This window comes from Novosphingobium kaempferiae (assembly GCF_021227995.1).
Classification (GTDB): domain Bacteria; phylum Pseudomonadota; class Alphaproteobacteria; order Sphingomonadales; family Sphingomonadaceae; genus Novosphingobium; species Novosphingobium kaempferiae.
Window position 1 is genome coordinate 1,126,010 of record NZ_CP089301.1, and the last position, 25,150, is coordinate 1,151,159.

Genomic DNA, 25,150 nt, shown 5'->3' on the forward strand with positions numbered 1-25,150 from the left:
ACATAAAACGCAGTGCGAGACACAGCCGCTCACAAGATCAGCGCTCCGAACGAATGGGACTGGACATGACCTGCCTCAAGACCGACGTGCCTGCGCCGGAGGAACTCGATATCCCCGCGCTCAAGGCCAAGTACCTGGCCGAACGCGACAAGCGCCTGCGCCGCGAAGGGGGCGAGCAGTACGTGCGCCCGACCGGCGACTTTTCCGACAACTATGCCCACGATCCCTTCACCCCGGTGGCCGAGCGCGAACCGCTGATGGAGGAGATCGACGTCGCCATCCTCGGCGCCGGGTTCTCGGGGATTCTCGCGGGCTATCACTTGCGCAAGCAGGGCGTGACGAACGTGCGCAACATCGACCACGCGGGCGGCTTCGGCGGCGTGTGGTACTGGAACCGTTATCCCGGCGTGCAGTGCGACAACGACGCCTACTGCTACCTCCCCCTGCTCGAAGAGACGGGCTACATGCCCAGCAAGAAGTTCTCCGACGGCTGGGAGATCCAGGCCTACTGCCAGAAGATGGCCGAGGATTTCGAGCTAGCCGACAAGGCGCTGTTCCACACGCTGGTGGAAAGCATCGTCTGGGACGAGGGTGCCAAGCGCTGGCATGTGAAGACCAATCGCGGCGACGAGATCCGCGCGCGCTTCGTGGTCATGGCGGGCGGCGTGATGAACATGCCCAAGCTGCCCGGCATCCCCGGCATCCACGACTTCAAGGGCAAGATGTTCCACACCAGCCGCTGGGAGCATGACTACACCGGCGGATCGTGGACCGCACCCGAGCTGGAAAAGCTGCGCGACAAGCGCGTCGCCATCGTCGGCACCGGGGCTACTTCGGTGCAGGCGGTGCCCTACCTCGGCAAGTATGCGAAGCAGCTCTACGTGCTCCAGCGCACCCCGTCGAACATCGACGAGCGGCCCAATCCGCCGACCGATCCGGACTGGGCGGCATCGCTCCAGCCCGGCTGGCAGCAGGATCGCATGGCGAACTTCCATCGCGGCGCGCAGCAGTTCTTCCTGCCCGGCGAGCCCGACCAGATCTGCGACATCTGGACCGAGATCAGCCGCAACCTGAACCTCGAACTGGAAGAGGACGGCTTCCCGGAACTCGACATCGGCCAGATCATGGCCCGCCGCGACGTGGTGGACTATCAGGTCATGGAACGGCTGCGCCGCCGGGTCGACGCCATCGTCACCGACAAGGCGACGGCGGACATCCTGAAGCCCTGGTTCCGCTTCATGTGCAAGCGGCCGCTGTCGAACAACGACTACTACCCCACCTTCAACCAGCCCAACGTCAAGCTGATCGACGTTTCGCCCACGCAGGGCGTCGAGCGCATGACCGAGAAGGGCTTCGTCGCCGACGGGGTGGAATACGAGGTGGACCTGATGATCTTCGCCTCGGGCTTCGAGGTGACGAGCGATCTCAGGCGCCGCTGGGGCATCGACACGGTGAAGGGCGAGAACGGCCTGTCGATCTACGATCACTGGACCAACGGCCCCAGCACCCTGCACGGCGTCACCACCGACAAGTTCCCCGGCATGTTCTACATGGGCTACATCCAGGGCGCGACGAATTCGAGCACGACCGAGCAGTTCGGCCGGCAGGCCGAGCACCTCGCCTTCATGATCGGCGAGACCGTCCGGCGCGGCGCGGACAAGTTCAGCGCCACCGCCGAGGGCGTGGCGGGCTACGTCCAGCACTGCCGCGACAATGAAGTCGACATGTCGGAGTTCCAGCAGGGCTGCACGCCCAGCTACTTCAACAACGAGGGCGACAAGGAACTGAAGTGGGCCCTGTTCAAGGGCTACCTGCCCGGCTGGGACGCCTGGCGCGACATGCTGGCAGACTGGCGCAAGTCGCCCGACCTGCCCGGCGTGGCGTTCGAGACCAGGGAAATGGTGGACTGACGAGGTGCGGCCCTGAGAACAAGCACGGGAAGACGTAGGGCGGCAGCTCTTGGTATCTGTCGCCCCGATCGTCTGCACACTTGCAGCCCGCTCTCCTGACAGGCAGTAATCGCTCGAACTTGTACTGCATCGCCATCGACGACTGCAAAACGGGGGAGAGACGAGCAGTGGCAGACAATACGCCGCAACTTGGGCAGTCGTGGGAGCGTGGCGGGTTCGTCACGCGGTTCGGTTCCGTTGGCGCCAGCGAGCCGGGACGTCTCGATTCCCTGCTCGGATACAAGAGCGGGACGCTCGGCGCGGGTTACAAGCTGGTGATACTGGCCGAACCGATCCGCGCCAACCACGTCGTCTTCGCCGCCTATACTCACGCTTCCGGAGGCCGGTGGGGAGCACCCGCCAGCACGCCCGAAGAAGACACCAGTCGCCCTTCGGTTCACAAGGAAATGGGGGAGAAGAATTACGATGTACCCCGCCTCCAGCGCGATTTTGCGCAGGATCCCCGCAACCTCATCGGCAACGACCGCATCGTGAAGATCGTGCCCGATGCCCAGCCTCCGGGAGAGAATCCGGCGGAGGACTACCCACCGGGCCTCGGCATTCCGCAGTGGATACTGACCGCCCCGCACCGGTTCTACGTCGCGGTGGCGGTGGATGCCACCGGCACGGCGCGGACCGCAGCAGGCTGGAGCGTGCCGGTTGGACCGGGCGCGAGCTATGGCGACCGCGAGAAACTGTTCAAGTACGTCGCCAACCTGAGCGTCTGACGCTCAGATACCCCGCCAGACCGGCTTGCGCTTCTCCGCGAAGGCGCGCGGACCTTCCTGCGCGTCCTGCGAATTGTACATATGCTCATGCGCCGCCCGGGCTGCCGCCAGAGCGGCGCTGCGGCCCATCTCGGTGGAGAGCATCACCGTCTCGCGCGCGGCCCTGACCGACAGCGGCGCGCCTTCCAGCACCTCGCGCGCAAGGTCCAGCGCGGCATCCAGAACCGCCCCGGGCTCCGCCAGACGGTTGACGAGGCCGATCTCGTAGGCGCGCTGCGCGGTGATGGGCTTGCCGGTGAGCACGATCTCCATGAAGATGCGCTGCCCGATCATGTGGATCAGCGGCGCCGCCCAAGGACTGCCGCGCCCCACCTTGACCTCGGTGATCGCAAACCTGGCCTCGGTGGAAGCCACGCACAAGTCGCAGGCCTGCGCGATCATCCAGCCGCCCGCGAAGGCGACGCCGTTGACCGCCGCGATGGTCGGCTTGGACAGTTCAATGGTATCGTAAGGCAGCGCGAACATGTCGCGCGGGGGCACCGCCATGCCGGTCTCGACCATTTCCTTGAGGTCGCCCCCGGCGCAGAACGTCTTGTCGCCGCTGCCCGTCAGGATGGCGATGCGCAGTGCGTCGTCGCCCTCGAACCGTTTCCACGCGGCGCGCAGGCCCTCACGCACTTCGCGGGTGAGGGCGTTGCGCTGCTCCGGGCGGTCGATGGTGATGACGGCGATGCCATCGGGACGGGCATCGAAACGGACGGCATCGGTCATCTCTAGAACCCTCTCCTCGCGATCTCGAAGGCGGCGCGGTCCAGTTCCTCGCGGAAATCCGGGTGCGCCACCGCGACCAGCCGCCGCGCGCGTTCGGCAAGGGTCTGGCCCTTAAGCTGCGCCGCGCCGAACTCGGTCACGACCACGTCCACCTCGCTGCGCGCGCTGGTCACGGGGCCGGAGAGCGCGGGCACGATCTTGCTGATCGTCCCGCCCTTTGCCGTCGCCGCCAGCACCATGAGCGAGGCCCCGCCCGGCGAGCGCGCGCCCGCGCGCACGAAGTCCACCTGCCCGCCGGTCCCGCCCATGTAGGCCGCGCCCGACTGCTCGGCGTTGACCTGCCCAGCCAGGTCCACTTCCAGCGCGGAGTTGATGGTGACAAGGCGCGACAGTTGCCCCAGCACCCCGGCATCGTGGGTGTAGCTGGTCGGCGTCATGCGGATCGCGGGGTTCTCGTGCGCCCAGTCGTAGAGCCGCCGCGTGCCGATCAGTGCGCCGTTGATCGAGACGCCGCGGTCGATCTCCTTGCGCGCATTGGTCAACACGCCCGCTTCCGCCAGATCGACCAGCCCGTCGCCCAGCATCCCCGAATGGACGCCAAGGTCGCGCCGGTCGTGCAGCAGGCGCAGGATCGCATCGGGCACCGCACCGACGCCGGTCTGGATCACCGATCCGTCGCCGATGAACTCCGCACAGAGCCGCGCGATTGCCTCGTCGGTAGGGCCGATCTTCGCGGGCGCGACCTCTACCGGCGGGCGGGAGACTTGCACGGCGACGTCGATGGCGCTGGCGGGGATCGTCTCGCCCGGAACGAAGGGCACCTGCTCGTTGACCTCGGCGATGACGACGCGCGCCTTGTCCACGGCGGCTCGGACATAGTCGGAGATGAGCCCGCAGGAATGCTCGCCCTGCGCATTGGCGGGGCTGACCTGGATCATCGCCACGTCGCAGGGCATCACGCCCGCCGCGATCAGCGGTGCGACCTGGCTGACGTGGACGGGGATCACGTCGAGCGCATTGGCCTTCGTCATCGCCCGCAGCGCCCCGATTGCGCCCATCGAGGACAGGCGGAACGCGTTAGCCGTCTCGGGCGTGAACAGGCCGGAGAAGCTCGTGCCGATGAAGGCGTACAGGCCGCCGATGTCCGCCCCTTGCGCTATCAGCGCCTCCACCAGCGTGATCGGCTCGCCGCAGGCTTGTCCGAAGACGATGCGGTCGCCGGGGCGCAGATAGGCGGAAAGGTCGATCATGCTGCCCGCATCACAGCTTCCCCGCCTGCCGCAGCAGTCGCTCGGCGCGGGCGAGGTAGGGCCGGTCGAGCATGCCACCCTTCCAGCCGATCGCGCCTACGCCGGGGTTGGCGGCGAAGACGTTTACGATCTCCTGCGCCTCGGCGATCTCAGCTTCGGTAGGGGTGAAGGCGGCATTGATGACCGGCACCTGCGCCGGGTGGATCGCCATCATGCCCCGGAAGCCGTCGCGACGGGCCTTCTCGGCGCGGGCTTTCAGTGCATCGAGGTCGCGGAAATCCGCGCTGATCGTCTCGATCGCCGTCACTCCCGCCGTCGCCGCGCCCAGCACGGTCAGGCTGCGCGCGAGTTCGTAAGTGAAGGAATACGATCCGTCCTCGTTGCGGTTGGACGATGCGCCGATGGAATCGGCCAGATCCTCCGCCCCCCAGGTCAGCGCCACCACGCGCGGGGCGCCCTTGTAGCTGCCGGTATGGAACATCGCCTCGGCCGTCTCGGTGATGAGGACGATGACCGGGGTGGAGCCTTCCTCGATCCCGTTCGCCGCTTCCAGCGCGGAAAGGCAGTGGTCAAGCTTCTCCACGTCGGCGCGGCCATAGACCTTGGGCAGCATGATGCCGCCCGGATGCGCGGGCATCACCGCCGCAAGGTCGGCCAGCGTGTGCGGCCCGTCGAACGGGTTGATCCGCACCCAAAGGCGGGCGCGCTGCTGCGGGTTTGCCTTGATGAAGTCATGCACCATCGGGCGCGCGGCGGCCTTGGCGTCGGGGGCGACGGCGTCCTCAAGGTCGATGAGCACGATGTCGGCCTCGCCCTCCATCGCCTTGGTCATCTTCTTCTCGCTGTCGCCCGGCGCGAAAAGCCAGGAGCGGGCGGTGGCTGGGGTGTGAGTGAAAGGCATTGTCTCTCCGAAATTCGTCGATCCGCTGACCGTGATGCGGCTTCGCGTGCGGCATGGGCTCACCTAAAGACAGCCGCCGGTCCCGGATCAAGTCCGGGACGACGGGCAGCTTTCAATAACTCCTCGGCAGCTCCAAAACCCTCTCGGCGATGTAGTTCATGATCTGGTGCGGACTGACCGGTGCGATGCGCGGGATCATGACTTCGCGCAGGTAGCGTTCGACGTGATATTCCTGCGCGTAGCCCATGCCGCCCATCGACATGACGGCGGTCTGGCAGGCCTCGTACCCCGCCTCTGCCGCCAGGTATTTGGCGGCGTTCGCCTCGGTCCCGCAGTCGAGGCCCTTGTCGAACAGGGTGGCGGCCTTGAACACCATGAGGCTGGCCGCCTCCACCTGCATCCACGCCTTGGCCAGCGGGTGCTGGATGCCCTGGTTCTGGCCGATGGGACGGCCGAAAACCACGCGTTCGCGGGCGTAACGGCTGGCTTTCTGGAGGGCGACGCGCCCCAGTCCGGTGGCTTCGGCACCCAGCAGGACGCGCTCCGGATTGAGGCCCTGCAGGAGTATCTTGAACCCCTGCCCTTCCTCGCCGATGCGGTCTTCCTCGGGGATGAAGAGGTCGGTGATGAACAGCATGTTCGAACCCACCGCATGGCGGCCCATCTTCGGGATCAGGCGGGATTCGACGGATTTCCTGTCTATTTTACAATAGAATAGCGTCAGCCCTTCGGTCTTCTTGCGTACCTCTTCCAACGGCGTGGTGCGGGCGATCAGGAGCATGCGGTCGGCAACGTGGGCGTTGGTGATCCAGATCTTCTCGCCATTTACTTTGTAGCCGCCGGGCACCCGCTCGGCGCGGGTCTTGAGGCTGGTGGTGTCGAGGCCGGTGTTGGGCTCGGTCACGGCGAAGCACATCTTCTCCTTGCCCGAGAGAATCGGCGGAATCATGCGGCTTTGCTGCTCTTGCGTGCCGAACAGATGCACCGGCTCGAGCCCGAATACGGGGCCGTGGATCGCCGAGGCCGCTGTCATTCCGCCGCCGCTTTCGGCCACCGCCTGCATCATCACCGCCGCCTCGGTGATGCCGAGCCCGGCACCGCCGACCGCCTCGGGCATGGCGACGCCGAGCCATCCGGCCTCCGCCATCGACTTGTGGAACTCGAAGGGGAATTCGCCCGAGCGATCCTTTTCCAGCCAGTACTCGTCCGGGAACTGCGAGCAGTGCTTCAGCACCGCCTCACGGATATCCTGCTGGTCCTGATTCAGTGAGAAATCCACGCTTTTCCGCCCTCTTCCCGGCTTGTCGCTGTCCCAAAGGGTTAGCAGCGCGCGGCACCGGATACAACGATCTTGTTCCGATATACGCACGTTGAACCAAAATACGAATAGCGATACATCCCGGAGAGGGAGATCGACATGCGTGCACTGAACGACACCAAGGATGCACAGAACGGCCCTTTGGCGGATGTGAAGGTGATCGACCTGACATCGGTGGTGTTCGGGCCCTACGCCACGCAGATCATGGCCGACATGGGCGCCGAAGTGATCAAGGTGGAGCCGCCCGAAGGCGACAACACCCGCTGGATCACCACCGGCCCCACCCCCGGCATGGGCGGCATCTACGTCAACGTGAACCGGGGCAAGCGCGGGGTCATGCTGGACCTGCGGCAGGAGGCCGACCGCGAATCGCTGCGCCGCCTGATCGCCACCGCCGACGTCTTCATCCATTCGATGCGCGGCAGCGCGATCCGCAAGCTCGGCTTCGATTACGAAGCCGTCCGCGCGATCCGGCCCGACATCGTCTACACCAATTGCTACGGCTATTCGCGCCGGGGGCCGGAAGCGGACAAGCCCGCCTACGACGACACGATCCAGGCCGAGTGCGGCATCCCGCATGTTCAGGGCCTGATGAACGGAGAGCCCGGCTACGTCGCCACGATCATGGCCGACAAGGTGGCGGGGCTCCACGCGCTCTACGCGACGATGATGGCGCTGTTCCATCGCGAGCGGACGGGAGAGGGTCAGGAAGTCGAGGTCACGATGTTCGAGGCGATGTCCTCGTTCATGCTGGTCGAGCACGCCAACGGCGCGATGTTCACCCCGCCGACCACGCCCGCGCACTATCACCGCGCGGTCGAGCCCAACCGGCGGCCCTACCGGACCAGGGACGGGCACGTCGCCGCGCTGGTCTACAACGACAAGCACTGGAACGCCTTCGTCGCTGGGGTGAACCCGCCCTGGGCGAGCGAGGAGTTCTCCACCCTTGCCAAGCGGGCCGCGCAGATCGGCCGCGTCTATGCCCTGCTGGGCGAGACGTTCCTGACCCGCACCACGCAGGAATGGCTGGATACCCTGCGCGCGCTTCACATTCCCTGCGCACCGCTGCGCTCCACCGATGCGCTGTTCGACAACGACCACCTCAACGCCATCGGCTTCTTCGAGGAGGTGGAGACGCCGCAAGGCCCGGTCCGCTTCCCCGGCGTACCGACGTGGTTCTCCCGCACCCCCGGCAAGGTGCGCGGCCCCGCGCCCACGCTGGGGCAGGACAACGAAGCCGTCCTGCAAAGCGTCGCCCCGGCGATAGCAGGCGAGTCGGAATGAACACACCTGTTGATTTCACCTGACAGTATTACGAGGCTTGGGCTAACCACCTGTTCAAAGCGACCCAGAGCGCGACCAGACGGATCGAGAAGAAAGGCACGCACGATGTACGACGACCAGCCGCAGGCTGACACCCTGGCGCCCGAGGCTCCGGCCAAGGGGAAGAAGGGCACGCCCGTTTTCAAGCGCATCCTCGACCTGTTCGAGGCCGAGGGCATCAACACCCTGTTCGGCATTCCCGATCCCAACTTCGTCCACCTGTTCCTCGAAGCCGAGACGCGCGGCTGGACCGTCGTGTCGCCGCACCATGAGGCGTCCGCCGGGCACATGGCCGCCGCCGCCGCGCGCATCACCGGCAAGCCCGCGCTGTGCATCGGCACGCTGGGGCCGGGCATGGCGAACCTGATGCCGGCGATCCAGTGCGCCAAGGTGGAGAACGACCCGATCATCGTGATGGGCGGCCAGCGCGCCCGCATCACCGAGCGCCGCGTGCGCCGGGGCCGCATCCAGTTCGTGCGGCAGGAGCCGATGATCGAGGATTCGGTGAAGTTCTCCAGCTCCATCGAATATGCCGACCAGACCGACGAGATCGTGCGCGAGGCGATCCGCGTCGCCATGTCCGGCACCCCCGGCCCGGCCTACATCGAGTTCCCCGCGCACATCATCCTCGAGGAACTGGACCTGCCGCCGGTCCTGCCACCGCACCGCTATCGCCTGACCAACCAGGGCGCGGACGGCGACCGGATCGCCGAAGCCGCCGAGATCATCAAGGCCGCGAAGAACCCGGTCCTGCTCGTCGGCCACGGCGTCCACACCTCGAAGTCGGGCGCGGCGGTGAAGGAACTCGCCGAACTGATGCAGTGCCCGGTGATCCAGACCTCGGGCGGCACCTCGTTCATCGAGGGGCTTGAGGACCGCACCTTCCCCTACGGCTTCTCCGAAGCCTCGATCGACGCCGTGGTCGAAAGCGACTGCTGCGTGGCGCTGGCCACCGAACTGGGCGAGCCCAGCCACTACGGTCGCTGGCGGCACTGGGTCGACAACGAGGCGAACCGCAAGTGGATCTACGTCCAGCAGGACCCCACCGCCATCGGCGTCAATCGCCCCATCGACGTGCCTCTCGTGGGCGACGTCCGCGCCGTGGTGCCGCAGCTGTCGCGCGCCCTGAAGGCGCTCGGCGGGCGTTCGGCTTCGGCCTCGCTCTCGGAATATATCCAGCGCGACGCCCAGCAGCTTGAGGAACTGGCCGAGGATGCGGGCTCCAAGTCCGATGGCTCGACCGCCAAGATGCACACCAGCCAGTTCGTCACCGAGGCGACCAAGGCGTTCCCCAAGGACGGCATCCTGATCCGCGACGGCGGCGCCACGGTGATCTTCCAGTGGACTTATTCGCAGGCCAAGCCGCACGACGTCATCTGGAACCAGAACTACGGCCACATCGGCACCGGCCTGCCCTATGCGACCGGCGCGATGCTCGCCGATCAGGCGGCGACCGGCAAGGTCCGCCCCGGCATGCTCATCACCTCGGACAGCTCGTTCCTGTTCCATGTCGGTGAGCTGGAAGTGGCGGTGCGCAAGAACCTGCCGCTGGTGATCGTCGTCGGCGTCGACTTCCAGTGGGGCCTCGAAGTGGGCGTCTACAAGCGCACCTTCGGCCACGGCACCAAGGAAACCGGCGTCCACTGGTCCGACAAGGTCCGCTTCGACAAGATCGCCGAGGGCTTCGGCGCGGCAGGCGAGTACGTCGAGAAGGCCGCCGACATCGGCCCCGCCATCGAACGCGCCTATGCCCGTGGCGGCTGCACCGTGATCCACGTACCGATCGACCCGGCGGCGAACTCGGAGGAAATGCCGAACTACTCGGAATTCCGCACCTGGTACGCCGAAGGCACGCAGTAACGACAAATCATTCCTCCCCGAGCTCGTCTCGGGGAGGGGGACCATGCGCAGCATGGTGGAGGGGGAAGCGGCACGGCGGAACCTCCCGTAAACCGCCTTTCCCCCTCCACCACCCGCTGCGCGGGCGGTCCCCCTCCCCGAGCAAAGCTCGGGGAGGAATTGGGAGAGAGCATCATGCGCAACTACACGCAGTTCTACATCGACGGCCGCTGGGTCGATCCCGTCACCCCGAAGACCGCCGAAGTCATCAACCCCGCCACCGAGGAAGTCTCGGGCGAAATCTCGCTCGGCTCCCCGGCGGACGTGGACCTTGCCGTCGCCGCCGCGCGCCGCGCCTTCGCGACTTATGGCGAAAGCAGCGTGAAGGAACGGCTCGACCTCCTCGAAGCGATCCAGGCCGAATACCTCAAGCGCGAGACCGAACTCGGCGAAGCGGTGATGGAGGAGATGGGCGCGCCGCGCGGGCTTGCCTGCGGGTTCCACACGCTGCTCGGCAAGGGCCACCTCGGCACCGCGATCGAGGTGCTCAGGGAATTCAAGTTCGAGGAGCAGCGCGGCGTCACGCTGATCCGCAAGGAGCCCATCGGCGTCTGCGGGCTCATCACGCCGTGGAACTGGCCGATGAACCAGACCTGCGTGAAGATCTTCCCGGCGCTGGCGGCGGGCTGCACGATGATCCTCAAGCCCCCGCAACTCGCGCCCTATTCCGCGCAGATCCTTGCCGAGATCCTTCACGACGCGGGCGTCCCGGCGGGCGTGTTCAACATGGTGCAGGGTCAGGGTTCGGTCATCGGCGCGGCGCTGTCCCGGCACGAGGACGTCGACATGATCTCGTTCACCGGGTCCGAGCCCGTGGGCGTGCAGATCCAGAAGGACGCCGCCGACACGGTGAAGCGCGTGGGCCTCGAACTCGGCGGCAAGTCCGCGTGGATCGTGCTCGACGATGCCTCGCTCGCCGCCAACGTCGCCGGGGCGACGGCGGGCATGATGGGCAATTCGGGCCAGACCTGCTCCGCCGGATCGCGCCTGCTGGTCCCCGCCTCGCGCCTCGACGAAGTGCGCAAGGTGGCCGCCGAAGCCGCGAACGGCGTCACCGTGGGCGATCCGCGGGGCGACGCGGCGATGGGGCCGGTCGTCTCCAAGTCGCAGTACAACATCATCCAGCAGTATATCGAGAAGGGCATCGCGGAAGGCGCCGAACTGATCGCGGGCGGCCTCGACCGGCCCGAGGGGCTGGAAAAGGGCTGGTACGTGCGCCCTACCGTGTTCATCGGCAGCAACGACATGGTCATCTCGCGAGAGGAGATCTTCGGCCCGGTGCTGGTCGTCATCCCCTACGACGACATCGACGACGCGGTGCGGATCGCCAACGATTCGAACTTCGGCCTCGGCGGCTATGTCTCGGGCGAGGACATCGAGACCTGCCGCGCCGTCTCGCGCCGGATGCGCACGGGGGCGATCTGGGTCAACGGCGGCTTCGACTTCCACGCCCCCTTCGGCGGCTACAAGCGCTCCGGCAACGGCCGCGAATGGGGCGAACTGGGCTTCCACGAATATCTGGAGGTGAAGTCGGTCGTCGGGTGGTGAGGACGCCCCTTCCCACATTCGTCATTGCGAGCGCAGCGAAGCAATCCTGCACGGTTTACGCCGCTCTGGATTGCTTCGTCGGCTTCGCCTCCTCGCAATGACGATCGATTGGGGCGAGAAAGATGCCCTTGCACGCGAGGGCTTCTCCAAAGGCCACCTTCCCATCCCCCTCCCGACCCGCTAGAGAACCCGCCCGTGGGCACCCTGAGGCACTTCTTCCGGAACCGACCGGCGCTGGCGGCACTGCTGCTGGCCTCGGCGCTGATCCTGAGGGCGATCGTCCCGGCCGGGTGGATGCCCGCCGCCTCGCCTGACGCGGGGGTCATCGTGGCGCTGTGTTCGGGCACCATGCCCGCAGGCAGCACGGTGACGATCACCATCCCGAAGAAGCCCTCGCATCAGGACCATGGCGGCACCGTGGCCGACCACCCCTGCGCCTTCGCGCCGCTGGCCGATGCGATGACCGGCGCCGACTTCGCGCCACTGCTGATCGCCGCGCTGGCCTTCGTCTTCGTCGCCGCGATCCTGCGCGCGCCGCTGGCCCTGCGCGCGACGGGCGCGCGGATCAGGCCGCCTAGCCAGGCGCCGCCCCTCTCCATCTGAACCCGACACGCCGGGCCGCACGCGGCCCCTTGGTTGCTCGCCCGCGCGTATCGCGGGCCGTTCAGGTGTATATCCATGTTCCGCACAATGCTCGCGCTCGGCGCGGCTCCGCTTGCCCTGTTTCCCCTCCATGCTCTCGCCGCCGATGAGGCGGATACCGAAACCATCCTCGTCGTCGGCCAGCGCGACCGCGCGATCAGCCTCGACGCGCGCGGCCTCTCGGTCAGCCTCGGCGACGAGCAGTTCGCGGGGGTCAATGCCCGCAACGTCGAGGATCTCATGAAGTACGCGCCCGACTTCTTCGTGCGCACCCGCTACGCCGGGGATTCCAACGGCGTCCCCGGCTTTCGCGGCACCCATTCCACCCAGAGCGCGCGCACGCTGGTGATGGTGGACGGGTTCACGGTGTCCAACTTCCTCGGCAATTCCTTCGCCTATTCCCCCAAGTGGGGCGTCGTCGGCCCCGGCGAGGTGGAGCAGTTCGACGTCGTCTACGGCCCCTATTCCGCGCGCTATGCGGGCAATTCGATGGGCGGCGTGGTCAACATCACCACCCGCTCGCCCGAACGCACCGAAGCCTTCGCGACCGTGCAGGGCATGATGCAGCCCTATCGCCAGTACGGCACGCGCGACACCTACCTCGGCTGGTCGGGAGAGGCGGGCTTCGGCTTCCGGCAGAAGGACGGCCCGTGGTCGCTGCGCCTGTCGGGCCGCCACTTCCGCAACACCGGCCACCCGCAGATGTTCTACGGCCTGACGCCCACAACCAGCACCGCCGCCGCGACGCCGGTGACGGGCGCAATCGTCGATCCGAAGCAGCATGTCGCGGGCACGCCCGGCACCGCAACCAACCCCCTCTTCGCCGCGCAGAGCCCCGCCGGGATCACGCAGGACCAGGCCAAGCTGCGGCTCGGCTACGACGGCGCATCGGGCGTGACCGGCGAATTCCTGCTGGCCTACTGGCACAACCTCGACAGCCAGACCGCGCCCGACTGCTACCTGCGCGATACGGGAGGCAACGCGGTCTGCGACGGCCTCGTCTCCATCGGCGCGCAGAGGTACACCGCCAGCGGCGCCAACTGGTCCCGCACCGTGCGCGACGAACTGCTGGCGGGCCTCAAGCTGGCCGCACCGCTGTCCGACGCGGTGAGCGTTAAGGCCAATGTCTCGACCTACCGGATCCTGCGCTCGGACGGCTTCACCTCGACCTCATGGACCTCCGGTAAGACCAACGGTGCCGGCCGCCTCGCCCGGCAGGGGCCGACCGACTGGTGGACCGGCGAACTTTCCCTCACCGCACGGCTCGGCGGGGTGGACCTCGCGGGCGGCGGCAGCGCCAACCTCTACCGCACCGACCTCACCAACTACACCATCGCGAACTGGCGTTCCGACGCGGGCAAGGCATTCTCCACCCGCACCTTCGGCAAGACCCGCAACCTTGCCGCATGGGGCGAAGTGCGCGTACCGCTCGATCCCGTCACCCTGACGCTGGGCGCGCGGTACGAGGACTGGCGCGCCTTCGACGGCGGGCTGACCCGGATGGGCACGCTCGGCACCCAAGTCACGGGCCGCTATGCCGCGCGCCATGCCACCGGCTTCCAGCCCAAGGCCTCGCTGGAGTGGGCGCTCGATCCCGCAACCCGCGTACAGGTCAGCCTTGCGAAAGCCACGCGCTTTCCCACCGTGGGCGAACTGTTCCAGGGCAGCCTCAACGGCGACGGCACCTTCAACCCCGACAGCTTCGACCCGAACCTCAGGCCCGAACGCTCGACCGACGCCAACCTGCTGATCGCGCATGACTTCGGTCCGGTGAAGCTGACCGGCTCGGCGTTCTGGCAGCGGGTGAAGGACACGATCTTCGCGTTCTACGGCTTCAACCAGAACGGGGTGAGCACGTCCAACTTCAAGAACATCGACGTGACCCGCCAGTACGGGCTGGAACTGATCGCCGAGGCCCGCGACGTCCTCATCCCCGGCCTCGACATCGACGCCAACGCCGCGTGGATCGATTCCGTGACGGTGCGCAACGACGCCGCCCCGGCGGCCGAGGGCGTGCAGTTCCCGCGCATCCCGCGCTGGCGGCTCAACGGCAACCTGCGCTACCGCGTGGCCGATCCGGTGCTCGTCTCCATCGGCGTGCGCTATGCCAGCCGCCCGAATACCGACCTGTTCGGCCTCCAGCGCGGCGATACTTACGGCTATACCTCCGAACTCTTCGCCCTCGACGCGCGGGTGAGCTGGGACGCGACGCCGCAGCTGCGCGTCAGCGCCGGGGTGGACAACCTGACGAACGACCGCGCCTGGGTCTATCACCCCTACCCGCAGCGCAGCTTCCTCCTCGAAGCCGGGTGGAAGCTGTGAGCGCGCCGCGGACAGAGAGGTGGTATCGCGCGGTGTGGCGCTGGCATTTCTATGCCGGGCTGTTCTGCGTGCCCTTCGTGCTGTGGCTGTCGGTGACGGGGGCGCTCTACCTGTTCAAGCCGCAGATCGAGGCAGCGCTCTATGCCCCCTACCGCAATGTCGCGAGCGATCCGGTGCTGCTGCCCCAGACAATCGCCGCGACGGCGGTGGGGGCTGTGCCGGGATCGGTGCTGCACAAGTACGTCCTGCCCGAAAGCCCGCATGACGCGGTGCAGGTGCTCGTCGGCAAGGGGGCCAAGGAAGTCCGCGTCTGGGTCAATCCGCAGACGAGCGCCGTGCTGCATCAGGTGGCCGAGGAGGACCGCCTGATGCGCGTGGTCTTCCGCCTGCACGGAGAACTGCTGGCGGGGCCGTGGGGCTCGGCGCTGGTGGAGACGGCGGCGTGCTGGACCATCGTGATGCTGCTGACCGGCCTGTTCCTGTGGTGGCCGCGCGGGGGGAGCCGCCTCGCGGGCGTGCTCTACCCCCGGCTGCGCAAGGGCCGCGCCCTGTTCTGGCGGGACATCCACGCCGTCACCGGCCTGTGGGTGAGCCTTGGCGCGCTGTTCCTGATCGCTTCCGGCCTGCCATGGGCGAACGCTTGGGGCGCGTATTTCCGGGAAGTCCGCGCCGTCACCGGTACTATCGCCGGGAAGCAGGACTGGTCCGCCGGTTCGCGCGCCGACGCCGCCGTCCGCGCCCGCGCCGATGCCGGGATGCGCGCCATGATGTCCGAACATGCCGAGCACCACGGCATGACCATGCGCCACGCCGCCTTCCCGCCCGCCGCGCTCGATGCCGTGGTGGCGCGGGCCGAAACGCTCCACTTCGCTGGTCCGGTGGAGGTCAGTCCGCCCACCGCCCCCGGCGCGCCGTGGCAGGTGCGCAGTCAGGCCGAGAACCGCCCCCGCCGCGACAGCGCGGAGATCGCCGCCGACGGCCGCCTGATCGGCATCCAGCGCTTCGCAGACCGCCACTGGATCGACCGCGCGGTGGGCTACGGCGTCGCCATCCACGAAGGCGCGTGGGCGGGGCTGCCCAACCAGATGGTGAACCTCGCGGTGCTCATCGGCCTTGTCCTGCTGTGCGTCTCCAGCGTGGTCCTGTGGTGGCGGCGCCGACCGTCCGGCACCCTCGGCGCGCCGAAAAGCCTCGCCCCGCTGCGCCATTCCTGGGCGCTCGTCGCCTTGGTCATGGCGCTGGCGGCGGCGATGCCGCTGTTCGGCCTGTCGCTGGGGCTTGCCGTCATCGCGGAGGCCGCGCTGGCCCGCCTTGTGCCGTGCCTCGGGTCGTGGGCGGGCTGGCGCAACGTTACGAAACTTGCGGGCAAGCCTGCGGTCGACTAGCGCCGGGGCTGTGACACGTTCCTCGATCCGGGCCTGGTTCCTCATCCACAAGTGGACCAGCCTGGTCTGCACGGTCTTCCTGCTGATGCTGTGCCTGACCGGCCTGCCGCTGATCTTCCATGACGAGATCGACGTGCTGACCGAAGGCGCCCCGCAGGTCGGCCTGCCGGGCGTCGCCTCGTCGTCGAACGCGCCGGGGCTGCTGCCGCTCGACACGATCATGCGCAAGGCGCTCGCCACCCGCCCAGGCGAGGTGCCGCTGTTCATGGCCTTCGACAATGAAAGCCCGCTGATGACGGTGACGACCGGCCCGCGCCCGGACGCGCCCGGCGCCGAGATGTCGTTGCTGGTGCTCGACCGGTCGACCGGCAGGCTCGTCTCCAGCCCGACCGAGGACGGGGTGATGCACTTCCTTCTGCAGCTTCACACCGACATGTTCCTCGGCCTGCCGGGAATGCTGTTCCTTGGCTTCATGGGGCTGCTGTTCACGGTGGCGATCGTCTCGGGCGTGGTGCTCTATGCCCCGTTCATGCGCAAGTTCGCCTTCGGCACCCTGCGCACCTCTCGCAGTAAACGACTGAAGTGGCTGGACTATCACAACCTGCTGGGCATCGTCGCGCTGGCGTGGACGGTGGTGGTGGGCCTGACCGGCGTGGTCAACACGCTGGCGACGCCGATCAACAAGATGTGGCAGAGCGCCGAGCTTGCCGGCATGACCCGCGCCTATGCGGGGCGCGAGGCGCTGCCGCCGTCGCGCTACGGCTCGCTCGACAAGGCGATGGCCTCCGCGCGCAAGGCGCTGCCGGGCAACAACCCGCAGTTCATCGGCTTTCCCGGCGGCAACTTCAGTTCCGCGCACCACTACGCCGTGTTCTTCCAGGGCGACACCCCGCTGACCGAGCGCCTGCTGACCCCCGCGCTGATCGATGCCGAGACCGGCACCTTCACCGACGCGCGGCCGATGCCGTGGTATAACCAGGCCCTCGCTCTGTCGCAGCCGCTGCACTTCGGCGACTACGGCGGGCTGCCGCTCAAGATCCTGTGGGCGGTGCTGGACCTGTTCACGATCGTGATCCTTGGCTCCGGCCTCTACCTCTGGCTCGGCAAGCGCCGCACAACGGTGGACGCCCTCGTCCGCGAGGTCGAGACCGGCGGCGTCGTGGCACCCGTCGCATGAAGCGTCCGCACCAGACCTTGTGGCAGGTCTTCGCCCTGCCCATCGCCATCGCCGTGCTGAGCACCGTGGGCCTGATCGCCGCCCTCACCGGCGACGGCTGGCGCGATGTGCTTTCGTGGGTGGCGCTGGGCGTGCCAGTACTCGCAGTGGGGTGGGCAATGAAGGCACGGCGCAGCTGAGACCTTCTGCCGTCTGGACATTGCCCGGCGGACTGCAGAAGCAAGCGTGGCGCAACCCAGCTTTGTCGAGCGGGCATTGCGAATTGCCTTTTCATTCTGGTAGTTGCTGCGTCCGACAGGAGTTGGTCTATGGCTTCATCATCGGTTCCGATGGAACTGTGCGACTTTCTCGACTCGCTTCCGATCGCATTGTCGCTGGCGTCGATCGGGGGCGACCACCCGTTGGTTTTCGTCAACCAGCGGTTCAATGAACTGACGGGATACCCGCCCGCAGAAACACTCGGCCGGAATTGCCGCTTCCTGCAGCGGGGCGTCCCCGACAATGCAGGCGCCGCACGGTTCCGCGCATTTCTCGCCAATGACGATACAATGTCTGCAAGATCACCGCTGATCAATTTCCGTCGCGACGGCACGCCGTTCGTGAACCTGCTGTACCTGACCCGGCTGCGCGGAGCATCAGGCGAAACGCAGTACGTCCTCGGCTCGCAATTCGACGTAAGCCGGCTCGAAGCGGACCGCCTGCGGGCTTACGACCGCGAGTTGGCCGATGCGCTCCGCAGACTTCAACCCAATGCGTCCGGCAGGGGCATCACCGTGCAGGACGCGCTGTCGGTGATCGGAGATTCGGTCGGCCTGATGGCGCAGGCACACCTCAAGCTTGTCGAACCTTCGCCGAAGCGGGCGTAAGCCGAGCCCTTCCCGTGGGAAACCGCCGATGTCCTTGTGGAAGTGCCTTAAGGAAGGTGGTGCGCTTACGGGACTCGACTATGTTAGTTAAATGGCTGAAATAAAGTAACATATTTGGAATTAAGCATTATCCTGCCCCCACATAGGCCCCCAAAAAACTTTTGCATCATTCGGTCGGAAGTTCGAGTCCGCGATGAGGCAATAGTCAGGTCGGCGGCACCTCTTGTGCCGATCGAGGAGGCCCAAAATGTTTGCCAAGATGTGATGTCGATGTCCGAGCATCCCTCTGCCCCGACCGCGTCTCCCATTATGTCGCTGGCGGCAAGGCTGGCCTTGATGCGGGATGGATGATCCGCAGAGACAACCGCCACATCTTCACGGCGGGTGGTGAACAGATCAATGGCGTGGCCTAGCGATTGAAGTCGCGCCAGCCGCTTAGTTGGCTGATTGTAGCCCGGCAGCGATGAGGATAATGATACGCCATCGGACATGATCACCCCTCAGTGGCCAACGGTGCGGCCCACTGCCTCCACCGCGTCGATAATTGCCGGCAGTAGCCCGCTGGCCTTCGCCACCGCTACAGGAGCTGCCGCCAAGAGAGCGGCATCCACGAATTTTGTCGTTCGCTCACCAATCCACTTGGTCAGCTTGAGTGCCAGTCCCAAGATGCGTGAAGTGCCGGCCTCGACGATTTCCTCGTCCGGATTCGGCTTTTCAAGTTCCGCTTCGACTACTGTTATGGCGTCCCGGGCGTCTGCCAGATCCGCGACCTGAACGCCAATGTCATCCTGTTCCGGTGGATTGTTGTGGCCACGCCATGCAAGGTCGGCTTCCAGTTCTTCGATCTTCCGCCGAAGAATGGCGAGAGCCTTCAATGCATCTCTGCGGTCGTCGTCGCCAGCATTTGATGTCGGCGCAAGTAGTCGGGCAAAGTCCGGGTCGTCCAGTAGCAGGGCTCGAATACGCGGTCGGACCAGCTTTCCGACGCTTTCAGCCGGCGAGAATCCCTTCAACACCGGGCCATCCAGCTCTTGCACGACGGCAGAGATGTTGCGCAGCCTGTAGCGGATGGCTGCGTCGTTGCGCAGCGCGAGTGGCCCGCTGAGCAGAGCCTGGGCCACAGGCTCGGAGCGCCCGTCATTGCCGCGCAGTTGCAGTCGAAGAAGGAGGACATAGACTTCTACCGACTGACGCAGCTCGTCGTCCGTCCATGGCGTATTCGCGCTGACCTTTTCGTTCCGCGCCATCACCCTTCCTCCGGCTTGTCGGCGGGCATCTCAACATTATCCCCGCGGAAGCCCAGGCTCTTCGCTTCCGAAATGATCTTCTCGCCATGCATCGCCTGTTTGCGCGACGGCTTCTTTCCGTTGCCGGCCAGTCGGCCGAGACTGAACGCGAGCGACCGCTGCCATGCCTGAAGGGACTGAGTGTCCTTCGCCCAAGCGGCAAGGTCGAACCACGTCTGCGACGGTATGGTCGATACCCGTTCGACCTGTTCGGACTCGGCTTCGCTGGCCTGTTCCTCGAGAACGCTGGTCGACCCGCCGGTGTGCGCCTTGTCCCGGGACAGCAGGCCGGCTTCGACATCGGCAGGAATCTCGATCCGCGTTTCGCGGAAGCGTTCCCAGCAGGCTTCCTTCTTGCACCATTCGGTGACGTTCTGGCCCCCGGGTGGCGTGGTGACATGCGCATGGGCATGGATGCTCAACACTTCGATGAAGGCCGCAAGCGGTCCGGATAGCTCCTGCGCCGACCAGATCGCGTCAAGGTCGACGCGCTTAGCCGTGTGGTGAGACAGCCAAGCCAGGAGATAGGTCACGATGTTGGCGCGGTAGCCGCCAAACTTCTGCCGAGACACGATCCGCTCTGACTGACGAAAAAGGATCGCGCGCGCTACGCATCGCTCGAAGTAGCGCCCATCGGGTTCGAACGCACCGCGCTGGTCGAGCGCGTCCATGAAATCGAGATAGCATTTCTGGCCGCCGCGACTGACGATGTGCGGCAGCTGCGACCAGCTGTGTTCGTACTTGGCGAGGTCGGTCTTGGTGACGAGCTGGTTGCGCGGGTGGATGAGTTCCCACTTCCGACGTTCGGCCTCGGTGCGGTTCTCTGCCAGTGCATCGTGATACTGTCCGCGCGCGCGCTCGTAGAACCATCGTGACTGCCGCTGCATCCCCCCCGATGGTGGTGCCCAGATCGACCGCGACAGCTCTTGCATCCGCCGATGAAACGGATGGTTGGAAGAGAAGTCGGCCATGTTGACCTTGTTCTGATTGTTAGCCGACTGCGAGATCCTCGGCGCGATCTCCTCGATGTCGCCGTCGCTCAGGATCTCGGTGATCTTGACCGGCACCTGCAGCTGGCTGGCGTCGACCTTGTCCTTGCGCCACGCCCGGAAGATCGAACCCGTCGTCTGTCCGCCGTTGACGATCTGAAAGTCATCGGCGGACACGAGTTCGGCCGTGCCGTCGCCGTGATCCTTGATGTGAAGGCCGGTCGCGGTGACGGACAGCCCGTTGTTGAATGCCAGGAACATCTGCGGCTCGTCGATGATCGTCTTGCGAATGCCTTGGTTCACCTTGCCTTTCAGCTGGAGGAAACTGCGGACGTTGCGTTCGAGCAGTCTGGGACCGTGCTGACGATACATCTCGACGAGGACGTTGCCAGGGATCATGGTGAGCAGGCAGCGATATCCACCGCCGGGCGGTGTTGCGATCACGCAGCGCAGCGTGGCGCTGAGCTTTGGAAAGTCGACATGGATCGGCTCACGGCTGCTGCCGGATGAAACCGCGCGATGAAGCCGGCGCAGATCCCACAGGTGGCTCGACACCTCGATCGAACCGACCATCTGGCTCTCGATCTGATCGACCGTCGCAAGCCCGTCCGTAATGACAAAGAGGCGGACATGGCTCAGCTCCTCCCGAGCCTCCCAGATCGCCCGAGTCATGTCATAACCGGACAGTGCCTCCTCGCGCTCGCGATGCAGGCCGCCAAGAGCCTTTTCGAGATAGGTGCCGATGCGCTTGAACGCCGTGTCGATGTCGGCCTTCGCGACGGTTCCCGCCACTCCGTCGAGGCGCGGCACAACGAGGAAAAGGTCGAGACGATCATTGTCCTCGGAGAGAAAATACCCCGAACAGCGGATGCCGCGCCCTTCGACGGGACAGCCGATGCCATCATCGATCTCGCCGGCATCCACCAGATGCTCGAACATGAGTTCCGCGAAAGCCTCGGCGCGCAGCGCGCCATCCTCCGCAGCATCGGCACGGGCAATGACATCCTGCAGGATGTTCACCGCATAGGCCTGCAGTTCGTCCGCCTCAGCCACCGACCGCCTCCACCAGTGCGACAACCTCATCGTCCTCGACCCCGTAGGAGCCAAGATCGTCGGCAATGATCGAATAGCCGATGTCTCCGACCCCGGCCGGCAGGTTGGCGTCGGTCAGGCGCGGAAACTCGCCTTCGACGCGGAAATAGCGGGTGTCGCCCGCCCGCCATCGGTTGCGGTTGTAGATGGGCGCGTGGACATCGAGATACCCGCCGGCGAGCAGACGGTCGTCAAGAATGCGGGAGGCGGCCGGATCACTGGCAGCCAGCGCACGCACCCGCTGGACGACCATGGGGAGGGAGTCCCCATGCGCCATGCTCTTGTCGAGATTGAGGTAGGCAAGCAGCAAATTTTCGTGGGAGCGCTCGTCGAGCTGCTTCTCGTTCGCGATCCTGAGACGGGCATGCCGCTTGGCGAGGCTCGTCTTGACCTCGATCGCAAGACCCGACCGGATGAAATCCTGATGCGCCGGATCGGGGCCGGTCCAGCATTCGGCCGCGGCAAGAGACCCCAGGATCGGTACGAGCAGCCGTTCCATGACAAGCAGCTCGCCGAGCATGCCGCGCTGCCTTTCCTCGGAAAGGCCTTCGGCCGGCACCCGCTCGAACAGGCCCTGCCACATGCACAGCCGGTCGATCGCGCGACGCAGCGCCAGAGCCGTGTTCGTCCGGGGCGCGACAATGCCGACAAGGTCGGCCGACATCACTGCAAAGATGTCAAGCAGACCCTCGTCCTCAAGCATGACGCGAATCAGCGTTCTCGGCTCGGCGCTCACCTCGTGGACCACGCGGACCCCTCGACAGGTCGGTATCCTGTCCCCACCGGGCCGATGTTCGCCGGCGCCTTCGATCAGCAGTCCCTGGCGTCGGCTCGGCCAGAAGATGCAGGCGAAGATGTCGGCCGCGGCGTCCACGTCGAGCCGGATGCGCTGCGCCCCGGACGGACTCGGTGCTGCTTCGCCCAGTTCGGCCCAAGTTGCGAGAAGCGCCTCGGGGCTCAATCGAAGATCCTTTCGAGCTGCTTCACGCTGTTCTCGGCATAGTCGATGAGCGGCGCATCCTCGTCGAACGGGAAGCTGATCGCGAACCCCATGATGGGCATCCTGTCCGGCATCGCCGCATCGATTGGATAGATCAGAAGCAGGCCGCGATCCCGGCTCCGCTGCCGGCGGATGAATGGTCCGCTCGCGGTCTTTGGCTCGTCCTTCTTGGGATCCGCCTTCTTTTCCCAGGCGTCGATGGTCTGCTCCATCGCCCGGGTGATGGCTGGCCGATCGAGATCGGCAACTTCATCTGCAGGGCTGACAAGGCGGCCGATCGTGATGCGCCCGTCGCTGGTCTCATATTTTCGCTGGGTCAGCGTGATATCATACGGTCCGAGGCGGCAAGAGACATCTGTCTGACCTTGGCCAGCGAGCACGATAGTCCAGGTCTTCAGCCGACCGTTCGCGACGCGATTGCCGACATATTCGGCCAGCGCCTGCGCATTGGCCTTCCAAGAATCGCGGGATGTCTGGAGCTGTCGAAGAAGCGACGTCACGCGAGAGCCTTCGACGTCGTTCCACTGATGCCGCCCCGTGCCGGCGCTCCGTGGCAGATCGTTCAGAAAATCGGCGAACGCGTCGAAGTTCGCTTTGACGTGCGTCGCCTCGAACGACACGGTTTCGGAGATCGTGCCGGAGAAGCCTGCCCGGACCCGCGTTCCCGCTCGCATCTTGTTGGCGGCAGTGATCAGCAGGCCATCGGGGTGCGCCCGGACGCGGTGGCCGAACTCCAGCGGTGTCTGGCCGTTGTTGAACGCCAGATCGAATTCCTCGCGCAGTTCGGCGGTCGCGGTCGCGATGTGCCGATACCAGCGGATGAGAGTCGGTGAAGTGTACAGGCGGCACAGGTCGGCATAGCGCGGACGATAGCCGAACCAGCGGCCCATCTGCATGAGCGTGTCGTACATCTTGGTGGTGCGAATGAAGTAGCTGACCGAGAGACCTTCGAGCGTCAGGCCGCGCGACAGCTTGTCACCGCCGACGGCTATTACCGAGAGGCCGTCCGGATGATCGGCATAGTCGAGCGTGTCCTTTGCCGACCCGTTGATCTGCCGGACCCGAACTCGCTTGGCCGCGTCGAACAGCTGGTCACGGACCGCCGACCATGCGACCGGCTGGAGATCATGGTCGGCAAGGAGGGCGCGCAGTTCATCCCCCTTGGCCTCGAACTCCTTGTTCCAAAGTGCCTCCAACTCGGCGATGACGGTGCCGCCGGTGCCGGGAAACTCGAGCTGACGCACAACATCGACAAGAAACTCGTCGACGAGCCGCGCCACCTTCTCCTGGATGGCGACTAGGCGCGTGACGTGGATGAGCATCGAATTGTCGACGTTGATGTCGCCGCGCACCCGTCTCGCCGCGCAGACCAGCAGGAAGGCCAGCATCGCCTCTTCGAGCGAGGCCGGCAGTTCCGTTACCGGATGGTCCTTCTTGTGGCCCGGCGGGAAGATGGCCGTCGCGTCGGAAATCCGCCTGATGATCGGCAGCCCTTTCGCCTCGCCGTTCGCACCCGGGCGATCGACGCCGAAGACGCGCTCAGGTCCGATGTATTTCGAGGGTGCCGGCAGATTGACGATGAAGCTCGCCGGGAAGAGATCCCTGCCGGCATCCCGGTGCGTCGCCTCATGGTGCATGAACACGTTGGCGAAGGGCGTCGCGGTGTATCCGACATAGGCGCTCTTCTCGAAGGTGACGAGCAGCTTGCGGATGAGCATGTTGGTCTTCGTCGGATCGGCATCCTCGTCGATCGTGCCGTCGTCGTTGCGATATTCGTTGGTATTCGCCGATGCGTTGTCGGCCTCGTCGTCGATGACGAGCATCGGCACGTCCCGGACGATCTTGCCGCCGGGCGTGCCGGGATCGTCGGTGCCGCGGACAGATTTCACCCAGGCCAGCAGATTTTCGAGAATGCTGACGCGTTTCTTGACTACCAGGATGATCGGGTCGCGACCGCCAGGCACGAGACGTGTGCCATTGGCGGTTGCCGCCTTGAAGTCTCCACCGTCCGCGCTGCTCGTCAGGGAATGTGCGACGAGGAACGGCGCACTCGGCATCTTGCCGGCACCGATGCGCTGATTCTCCTGATCGTCGGCGAGCAGGCTCAGCCGGGTGTCGAACCCGAGGAAGCCTTCGTCGATCCGCAGCTGAGTCTGGCTCCGGAGACTGTTGTGGACGCCCGCGAGGACGATGACCAGGGGATAGCCCGCGTCGACCGCCTTGCAGATGAGCGCGGTGTAGTTCGAAGTCTTTCCGGACTGGACGTCGCCGACGACGAGGCCGCGTCGGTCCCAGGCACCGGCCATCTCGGGATTTCGAAGTCGATCTAGGATGTCGTCGGTCATGCGGTCGAGCTGGACGAGCGGACCGGTGGCCCAGCGCTTGCCTCGATCCATCCAGTGCCGATACCGCTCCCAGAACTGGAACTCGCGATTTTCACGCGCTGTCTTGATCCAAGCGACGAATTCCTTGTCGTCGATGATCGAATATCCGCCGACCAAGGTGTTATTGCGGGCTTCCAGCTCGCGCAGCAGCCGGGTACGATCGACGTTTGCATAGGGCGGCATTGCCAAGATGATATCGACGGCGCGTTCGAGCGCCTCCTGCGTGATCCGCGGCTCCAGCTCGAGCAGCGCGTTCGCTGCGCCGTAGGCGCTGCGAAGCTGCTGTTCCGGTGTTCCTGTCGACATCCTTCCCCCCCGAT

At 65.9% G+C, this 25,150-nt stretch carries 20 protein-coding genes; 11 read left to right on the forward strand and 9 right to left on the reverse strand.

Translation table 11 applies throughout. The features are described from left to right. Positions 1–65: 65 nt before the first annotated feature. The gene (locus LO787_RS05170; RefSeq protein WP_232494782.1) at positions 66–1,910 is read left to right on the forward strand and encodes a flavin-containing monooxygenase; all 1,845 of its coding nucleotides are present in this window, start codon (positions 66–68) and stop codon (positions 1,908–1,910) included. 167 nt (positions 1,911–2,077) lie between these two features. After that, positions 2,078–2,677: a hypothetical protein gene (locus tag LO787_RS05175; RefSeq protein WP_232494783.1), complete on the forward strand. Its 600-nt coding sequence runs from the start codon at positions 2,078–2,080 to the stop codon at positions 2,675–2,677. Between the two features lie 3 nt (positions 2,678–2,680). Here the strand turns inward: LO787_RS05175 and LO787_RS05180 are convergent, their stop codons facing one another. The 4 genes from LO787_RS05180 to LO787_RS05195 form a co-directional block, all read right to left on the reverse strand. Beyond that, positions 2,681–3,448: an enoyl-CoA hydratase/isomerase family protein gene (locus LO787_RS05180; protein WP_232494784.1), complete on the reverse strand. Its 768-nt coding sequence runs from the start codon at positions 3,446–3,448 to the stop codon at positions 2,681–2,683. 2 nt (positions 3,449–3,450) lie between these two features. Beyond that, positions 3,451–4,698, reverse strand: coding sequence for an acetyl-CoA hydrolase/transferase family protein (locus LO787_RS05185; RefSeq protein WP_232494785.1), 1,248 nt, complete (start codon positions 4,696–4,698; stop codon positions 3,451–3,453). A 10-nt stretch (positions 4,699–4,708) separates the two neighbouring features. After that, positions 4,709–5,599 carry an HpcH/HpaI aldolase/citrate lyase family protein gene (locus LO787_RS05190; RefSeq protein ID WP_232494786.1) on the reverse strand — a complete coding sequence of 297 codons (891 nt, stop codon included), beginning with the start codon at positions 5,597–5,599 and terminating at the stop codon, positions 4,709–4,711. 112 nt (positions 5,600–5,711) lie between these two features. Then, positions 5,712–6,878, reverse strand: a complete 1,167-nt coding sequence (locus LO787_RS05195; RefSeq protein ID WP_232494787.1) for an acyl-CoA dehydrogenase family protein — start codon at positions 6,876–6,878, stop codon at positions 5,712–5,714. A 138-nt stretch (positions 6,879–7,016) separates the two neighbouring features. Here LO787_RS05195 and LO787_RS05200 point away from each other — a divergent pair, with 138 nt between their 5' ends. From LO787_RS05200 to LO787_RS05240, 9 genes are all read left to right on the forward strand, one after another. Further along, the gene (locus LO787_RS05200; protein ID WP_232494788.1) at positions 7,017–8,201 is read left to right on the forward strand and encodes a CaiB/BaiF CoA transferase family protein; all 1,185 of its coding nucleotides are present in this window, start codon (positions 7,017–7,019) and stop codon (positions 8,199–8,201) included. A 105-nt stretch (positions 8,202–8,306) separates the two neighbouring features. Next, entirely contained in the window at positions 8,307–10,100 is a 1,794-nt protein-coding gene (locus LO787_RS05205) for a thiamine pyrophosphate-binding protein (protein ID WP_232494789.1), read from the forward strand. Positions 10,101–10,274: 174 nt separating this feature from the next. After that, positions 10,275–11,687: an aldehyde dehydrogenase family protein gene (locus LO787_RS05210; protein WP_232494790.1), complete on the forward strand. Its 1,413-nt coding sequence runs from the start codon at positions 10,275–10,277 to the stop codon at positions 11,685–11,687. A 195-nt stretch (positions 11,688–11,882) separates the two neighbouring features. Beyond that, positions 11,883–12,290 (forward strand): hypothetical protein, encoded by a 408-nt coding sequence (locus LO787_RS05215; RefSeq protein ID WP_232494791.1) that lies wholly within the window; start codon positions 11,883–11,885, stop codon positions 12,288–12,290. Between the two features lie 75 nt (positions 12,291–12,365). Continuing rightward, the gene (locus tag LO787_RS05220; protein WP_232494792.1) at positions 12,366–14,651 is read left to right on the forward strand and encodes a TonB-dependent receptor; all 2,286 of its coding nucleotides are present in this window, start codon (positions 12,366–12,368) and stop codon (positions 14,649–14,651) included. Then, entirely contained in the window at positions 14,648–16,036 is a 1,389-nt protein-coding gene (locus LO787_RS05225) for a PepSY-associated TM helix domain-containing protein (RefSeq protein WP_232494793.1), read from the forward strand. The genes LO787_RS05220 and LO787_RS05225 overlap by 4 nt, the downstream gene beginning before the upstream one ends. Positions 16,037–16,046: 10 nt before the next feature. Continuing rightward, positions 16,047–17,213 carry a PepSY-associated TM helix domain-containing protein gene (locus LO787_RS05230; RefSeq protein WP_232494794.1) on the forward strand — a complete coding sequence of 389 codons (1,167 nt, stop codon included), beginning with the start codon at positions 16,047–16,049 and terminating at the stop codon, positions 17,211–17,213. Then, positions 17,210–17,392 carry a hypothetical protein gene (locus LO787_RS05235; protein ID WP_232494795.1) on the forward strand — a complete coding sequence of 61 codons (183 nt, stop codon included), beginning with the start codon at positions 17,210–17,212 and terminating at the stop codon, positions 17,390–17,392. The genes LO787_RS05230 and LO787_RS05235 overlap by 4 nt, the downstream gene beginning before the upstream one ends. Before the next feature lie 129 nt (positions 17,393–17,521). Next, entirely contained in the window at positions 17,522–18,079 is a 558-nt protein-coding gene (locus LO787_RS05240) for a PAS domain-containing protein (RefSeq protein WP_232494796.1), read from the forward strand. 83 nt (positions 18,080–18,162) lie between these two features. On the opposite strand, the gene LO787_RS05245 is transcribed toward LO787_RS05240, so the two are convergent. The 5 genes from LO787_RS05245 to LO787_RS05265 are packed head-to-tail and all read right to left on the reverse strand — an operon-like array spanning position 18,163 to position 25,136. Next, positions 18,163–18,570: a hypothetical protein gene (locus tag LO787_RS05245; protein ID WP_232494797.1), complete on the reverse strand. Its 408-nt coding sequence runs from the start codon at positions 18,568–18,570 to the stop codon at positions 18,163–18,165. A gap of 9 nt (positions 18,571–18,579) precedes the next feature. Further along, positions 18,580–19,326 carry a hypothetical protein gene (locus LO787_RS05250; protein WP_232494798.1) on the reverse strand — a complete coding sequence of 249 codons (747 nt, stop codon included), beginning with the start codon at positions 19,324–19,326 and terminating at the stop codon, positions 18,580–18,582. Then, the gene (locus tag LO787_RS05255; protein WP_232494799.1) at positions 19,326–21,407 is read right to left on the reverse strand and encodes an AIPR family protein; all 2,082 of its coding nucleotides are present in this window, start codon (positions 21,405–21,407) and stop codon (positions 19,326–19,328) included. Before LO787_RS05255 ends, LO787_RS05250 begins: the two co-directional genes overlap by 1 nt. Beyond that, on the reverse strand, positions 21,400–22,407 hold the full coding sequence (locus LO787_RS05260) for a PD-(D/E)XK motif protein (protein WP_232494800.1): 1,008 nt from the start codon (positions 22,405–22,407) through the stop codon (positions 21,400–21,402). The genes LO787_RS05255 and LO787_RS05260 overlap by 8 nt, the downstream gene beginning before the upstream one ends. Beyond that, positions 22,404–25,136, reverse strand: coding sequence for a Z1 domain-containing protein (locus tag LO787_RS05265; protein WP_232494801.1), 2,733 nt, complete (start codon positions 25,134–25,136; stop codon positions 22,404–22,406). The genes LO787_RS05260 and LO787_RS05265 overlap by 4 nt, the downstream gene beginning before the upstream one ends. Positions 25,137–25,150 lie beyond the last annotated feature (14 nt).

Excerpts from the sequence above, each read along its gene's own strand:
- LO787_RS05170 (WP_232494782.1), top strand. The coding sequence starts at position 66 with ATGACCTGCCTCAAGACCGACGTGCCTGCGCCGGAGGAACTCGATATC.
- LO787_RS05180 (WP_232494784.1), bottom strand. The coding sequence starts at position 3,448 with ATGACCGATGCCGTCCGTTTCGATGCCCGTCCCGATGGCATCGCCGTC.
- LO787_RS05185 (WP_232494785.1), bottom strand. The coding sequence starts at position 4,698 with ATGATCGACCTTTCCGCCTATCTGCGCCCCGGCGACCGCATCGTCTTC.
- LO787_RS05190 (WP_232494786.1), bottom strand. The coding sequence starts at position 5,599 with ATGCCTTTCACTCACACCCCAGCCACCGCCCGCTCCTGGCTTTTCGCG.
- LO787_RS05200 (WP_232494788.1), top strand. The coding sequence starts at position 7,017 with ATGCGTGCACTGAACGACACCAAGGATGCACAGAACGGCCCTTTGGCG.
- LO787_RS05205 (WP_232494789.1), top strand. The coding sequence starts at position 8,307 with ATGTACGACGACCAGCCGCAGGCTGACACCCTGGCGCCCGAGGCTCCG.
- LO787_RS05210 (WP_232494790.1), top strand. The coding sequence starts at position 10,275 with ATGCGCAACTACACGCAGTTCTACATCGACGGCCGCTGGGTCGATCCC.
- LO787_RS05220 (WP_232494792.1), top strand. The coding sequence starts at position 12,366 with ATGTTCCGCACAATGCTCGCGCTCGGCGCGGCTCCGCTTGCCCTGTTT.
- LO787_RS05235 (WP_232494795.1), top strand. The coding sequence starts at position 17,210 with ATGAAGCGTCCGCACCAGACCTTGTGGCAGGTCTTCGCCCTGCCCATC.
- LO787_RS05240 (WP_232494796.1), top strand. The coding sequence starts at position 17,522 with ATGGCTTCATCATCGGTTCCGATGGAACTGTGCGACTTTCTCGACTCG.
- LO787_RS05245 (WP_232494797.1), bottom strand. The coding sequence starts at position 18,570 with ATGTCCGATGGCGTATCATTATCCTCATCGCTGCCGGGCTACAATCAG.
- LO787_RS05250 (WP_232494798.1), bottom strand. The coding sequence starts at position 19,326 with ATGGCGCGGAACGAAAAGGTCAGCGCGAATACGCCATGGACGGACGAC.
- LO787_RS05265 (WP_232494801.1), bottom strand. The coding sequence starts at position 25,136 with ATGTCGACAGGAACACCGGAACAGCAGCTTCGCAGCGCCTACGGCGCA.